We start from the raw sequence: 4,505 nt of genomic DNA, 5'->3' as shown, positions 1-4,505 counted from the left end.
TCGGGTTAGGGCAAGCATCCAGTGACAATAGCGAAGGGGTCACACCTGTTCCCATACCGAACACAGAAGTTAAGCCCTTCAGCGCTGATGGTACTTGGTGGGAGACCGCCTGGGAGAGTAGGACGTCGCTGGATTTTTTATAAAGAAACAAAACCCAGTTTATAATAAACTGGGTTTTGTTTCTTTTTTAGTATTGCAACAACTCATGTACTATTGGTCTACTATGATATTCAAAAATGTCTGGCTCTGAACAATTATCAGCAAAGACAATGCCACTGCTGATAATTACAAAAGATATTACAAAGCTTATCATTAGTATTGGCTTAATTTTTTTCATACTACTCCCCTCCTATATTTTTAAAATATCGAAAGCACTCTGATAAAAATAACATGCTTTCTTATATTTTCTTAAGCCTTTATAATACTCTCCTAGGTTATTACAAATGTAGCATACTTCTTTCTTGTTTTTAACTTTATAAAAGTAATCAAAGGCTTCCTCCATATAGGTCTCATATAGATGAAATTCCCCTTTATGAAAGTAGATTGAAGCAGATAGCTCTTTACAGAAATAATAGTCGCTTTCACTAGTACATATGGCTTGAGCTTCTAATAAGATATCTTCAGCTCTTTTTATATCTAGTTTTTTAATGTATATATTAATAATCGCATAATAGGTAATATTCAGATTATTGCTTGATTGCTTTTTTAGCTCTAGGCTCATATAAAAATACTCTAAGGCTTTATCATAGTTATTAAGTGATTTGTATAGTAACCCTAGGTTATGATAAATTTTTTCAAGTAATTCATTCATATTTATTTTTTTTGCTATATTTAATGCCTTTATAAGATGATTATCTGCTATATCTAATTGCCTATCTTCTAAATATAATGATCCCAAAAGATTATGAGTACTAAAGATTTTTTCCCAAGCTAGCTCATTAAGATATATTTCAAGGGCTTCCTTAGCAAATGAAATAGCATTTGAGAGATGGCCAATTCTATATGAAGAAACGCTTAGATTGTAGTACGCATCAGCTTTTGATAGATTACTCGAGGTACAATTCAGGTATTTTAGAAAAGTATCATAGCATTTGACATATTCTTTTTTGTGGAGATGGGTTATTGCTAGGACATAATGATATATTTCTACAAAATATGGGTCAGCAAAATATTTCAAATCTTTTTCTTCAACTAAGTATATTATCTCATTTGTAACCAAATTTATAGCTTCTGAAACTTTTTGATTTTTAAAAAGAAAATACGATTTTAATAGATAAAAGCAAATCTCTTGAAATGTTGAGTTTATGTAAGGAAAACTTGTATCAATATTATTTATGACGGTCTCAGCTTCATTATGACTATTATTTTTTAAGAGGTATTCTAGTTTAGATAAAAGCTCATTAAGCAGGCGGCTTCTAATATTATGATTTAAAAAATATTCAATAGGAACATCTAATCTCTCTGCTAGTGCCTTAATTATATCATCAGAAAGTTTATGACGCCCAGACTCAAAATTACATAAGTGCGAATATGAAACAATACCTTTAGCTAAATCTTGTCTACTAATCTGCCTTAAGACCCTTATTTTATGAAATCTCTTGTGTAGATGCAATAAAAACACCTCACCTTCATGATTAGATTAATAAATATAAAAGAGCATTAAAGTTAAATGTATTTACTTTTTTATTTGATTGAATTAATTATAACATTATAGTGTTAGACAAGTCTAGGAAAGTTTTAGTATATATGGACTAACATTAAAAAATAGGAAACTATACTTAGTAAATGTTATACTTATTAATTATTGTGTATAAACAATAAAATAGGATGAATTTTGAAATGTGAACATACCATTCTAAAAGTTATGGATTTAGCTAATGTAGAAGGGAATTGTTTATAAAAAAGGAATATATATTATAAGTTTTATAGATTCAAAGTTGAATAAAAACAAATCATTCAGTGGAGGAAGATTTTAAAAGCAAGTAGAGAATATGAGTATTCTTTTTCATAAGCATATTTTGTACTTGAAATATGTGAGGGGAGGTGAAGGTATGTATCTTATTAGAGCTCCAAGCAAAAAGGTCTCAAAACCCAAACCGGCTAATTAGCACGATATAATGAGTTAAAAGACCCTCAAACCAAGGTCATTATATCAGACATAATAGGAAAAGTAAAGCATTTTTTATAAAAAAAGTAAATTAAAATTAAAGGAGTGTGTGAAGATGTATAAAAAGATAAAGACTTTAATACCTATTTTGCTAGCTATGTTTTTAGCTGTAGGTTCATTTACATCTTATGCTGGAGCCTTTGATAATGGAAATGCAATACAGGATGGGATATTAAAAAACAAAATATCCTTACAGATAAAAGATAAATTTAATTCAGGAGAAGAGCTAGTTCCTGTAATGGTGAAATTTAAGGAGCAAGCAAATGTAGAAGAAGTATCAAAGAATACTATTCATAGCTTAAGTGCTAGAAAACTTAATAGGCATGAAATAGAGCTTGCTGCTAGAGAGGCTGTCATAGGAGCATTGGAAAATACAGCAAACATGACACAGAAAAATTTACTAGCATATCTAGGAGAAGAAAAAAGTAAGGGCACTGTAGAAGAATATGATACTTTCTATATTGTTAACATGGCATATGTAAAAGCTACAAAAGAAATAATAGACAAAATAGCATTAATGGATGAAGTTGAATATGTATATTATGATGAAAAAGTATACCTTTTTGATGAAAGCGTGAATGAAGAACAAATCGTAGAGGCGTTTGAAGAAAGTCAAGAAATATTTAAGGGCATAGAGATTGTAGGAGCAGATGAGAATGAAGGAATTCAAGAAAACAATGGCAAGATTGAAGTTATCAAAAATGACAATATAGTTAATGCTCAAGCAGCGTCTCCGTCAGATATAGAGTGGAATATAAAACAGATAAATGCTGATGATGTTTGGAATACTTATGGAATAGATGGCACAGGTGTTGTTGTTGGTATGATAGATTCAGGCGTTACTTGGGACCATCCAGCATTGAAAAATAAGTATCGTGGATACAATACATCTACGGGAAGTGTAAATCATAGTGCAAGTTGGTATGATGCTTATGCAGGAAGAACAACTCCCTATGATGAAAGCTCTTCCCCACATGGTACTCATGTTATGGGGATTATTTTAGGACAAGAGTCAACAGGAAGGAATGCAATAGGTGTAGCACCTGGAGCTAAATTTATTGCTGCAAAAGGACTAGGTCCAGATGGAGGATCTAGCAGTAATTTGATTAACGCAGGGCAATGGATGCTTAAACCAGGTGGAAGTGCTGCAAATGCACCAGATGTTATTAACAACTCGTGGGGTGGCGGAAGTGAAGTGAATGATTGGTTTAGAGGTGTTGTTAGAGCTTGGAGAGCTGCAGGTATAGTTCCAGTCTTTGCAGCAGGTAATTATAATTATCCAGGTGATGCACCAGTGGGTTCAATAGCATGTCCTGCAAACTATCCAGAAAGCTTTGCAGTAGCAGCAACCGATATCAACAACATAAGAGGCTCTTTCTCCTATAAAGGACCTTCACCATATGATAGAAACTTAATCAAGCCTGAAATTTCTGCACCAGGAGTTAATATTCGTTCATCAGTTCCAAGAGGGTATGAAGGGGGTTGGAGTGGGACATCAATGGCTGCACCACATATTACAGGAGTAATAGCACTTATGGTACAGGCAAACCCAAATCTTACCGTATCACAAATTGAGACAATAATAAAAGATACTGCAATACCGCTAACAGACAATAGCTATCCAAGTTCTCCTAATATGGGATATGGCTATGGATTAGTAAATGCATTTAATGCAGTTGGAGCAGCAGGTGGAGGACAAGTACCTGATCCAAATCAAACAGGTTCAATAACAGGAAGAATAACCGATTATAGTACAGGAAATGGAATATCAGGAGCAAGTGTATCCGTAAGTGGAACATCTTTATATGCAACAACTAACTATTCAGGGTATTACACAATAAATGATATACCAGTAGGTTCACAACAAGTTGTAGTTACAGCAAATGGATATCAAACAATATCAGGAAATATAATAGTAGAAGCAAATAGAACACTGACAGTAAACGGTACAATGGTAAAAGAAGTTGCCCAAACAGGTACAGTTACAGGAAGAGCTATAAACACATATGGTTATGGCGTAGGAAATGCAAGGGTTTCTGTTGGAGGAAGAACAGCTTATGCAGATAGAAATGGATATTTCACAGTATATGATGTGCCTGCAGGGCAACAGTATATGGTAGTAAGCGCAACAGGATATTATTCTGCTTCTGGATATGTTAATGTAATAGCAGGAGGAACAATAAATATCCAAGCTACATTACAAAGAAGTTTTTATTATAAAAATGACACAGGTGAAGAAATACCTAAGCAACCTGAGTTACCTTAAATACCAGAATAGCCAATAATACCAGAGTTAACCATGCAGGTATCTGAGTCAGGGGTTGAAAGCTAAAAATCG

The 4,505-nt window shown here is 33.3% G+C and carries 3 protein-coding genes and 1 rRNA gene; 2 read left to right on the top strand and 2 right to left on the bottom strand.

What is annotated here, in order from left to right:
* Window positions 1-17: 17 nt before the first annotated feature.
* Window positions 18-134: ribosomal RNA gene (gene rrf / locus ABV008_RS06305) — 5S ribosomal RNA — on the top strand.
* Between the two features lie 53 nt (window positions 135-187).
* Here the strand turns inward: rrf and ABV008_RS06300 are convergent.
* Entirely contained in the window at window positions 188-337 is a 150-nt protein-coding gene (locus ABV008_RS06300; RefSeq protein ID WP_352418971.1) for a hypothetical protein, read from the bottom strand.
* Window positions 338-349: 12 nt separating this feature from the next.
* Window positions 350-1,612, bottom strand: coding sequence for a tetratricopeptide repeat protein (locus ABV008_RS06295; protein WP_352418970.1), 1,263 nt, complete (start codon window positions 1,610-1,612; stop codon window positions 350-352).
* 610 nt (window positions 1,613-2,222) lie between these two features.
* Here ABV008_RS06295 and ABV008_RS06290 point away from each other — a divergent pair.
* A complete protein-coding gene (locus tag ABV008_RS06290; protein WP_352418969.1) occupies window positions 2,223-4,433 on the top strand; it encodes a S8 family serine peptidase in 2,211 nt (736 codons plus the stop codon).
* The last annotated feature ends 72 nt before the right edge of the window (window positions 4,434-4,505 follow it).

The sequence above is a fragment of the Proteiniborus sp. genome (genome assembly GCF_040308045.1).
Classification (GTDB): domain Bacteria; phylum Bacillota; class Clostridia; order Tissierellales; family Proteiniboraceae; genus Proteiniborus.
The sequence above is the reverse complement of the archived record's forward strand: the minus strand, read 5'-3'. Positions and strand labels throughout refer to the sequence as shown.

Bases quoted from the DNA above. Each gene is read 5' to 3' on its own strand.
- ABV008_RS06300 (WP_352418971.1), bottom strand. From the start codon at position 337: ATGAAAAAAATTAAGCCAATACTAATGATAAGCTTTGTAATATCTTTT.
- ABV008_RS06290 (WP_352418969.1), top strand. From the start codon at position 2,223: ATGTATAAAAAGATAAAGACTTTAATACCTATTTTGCTAGCTATGTTT.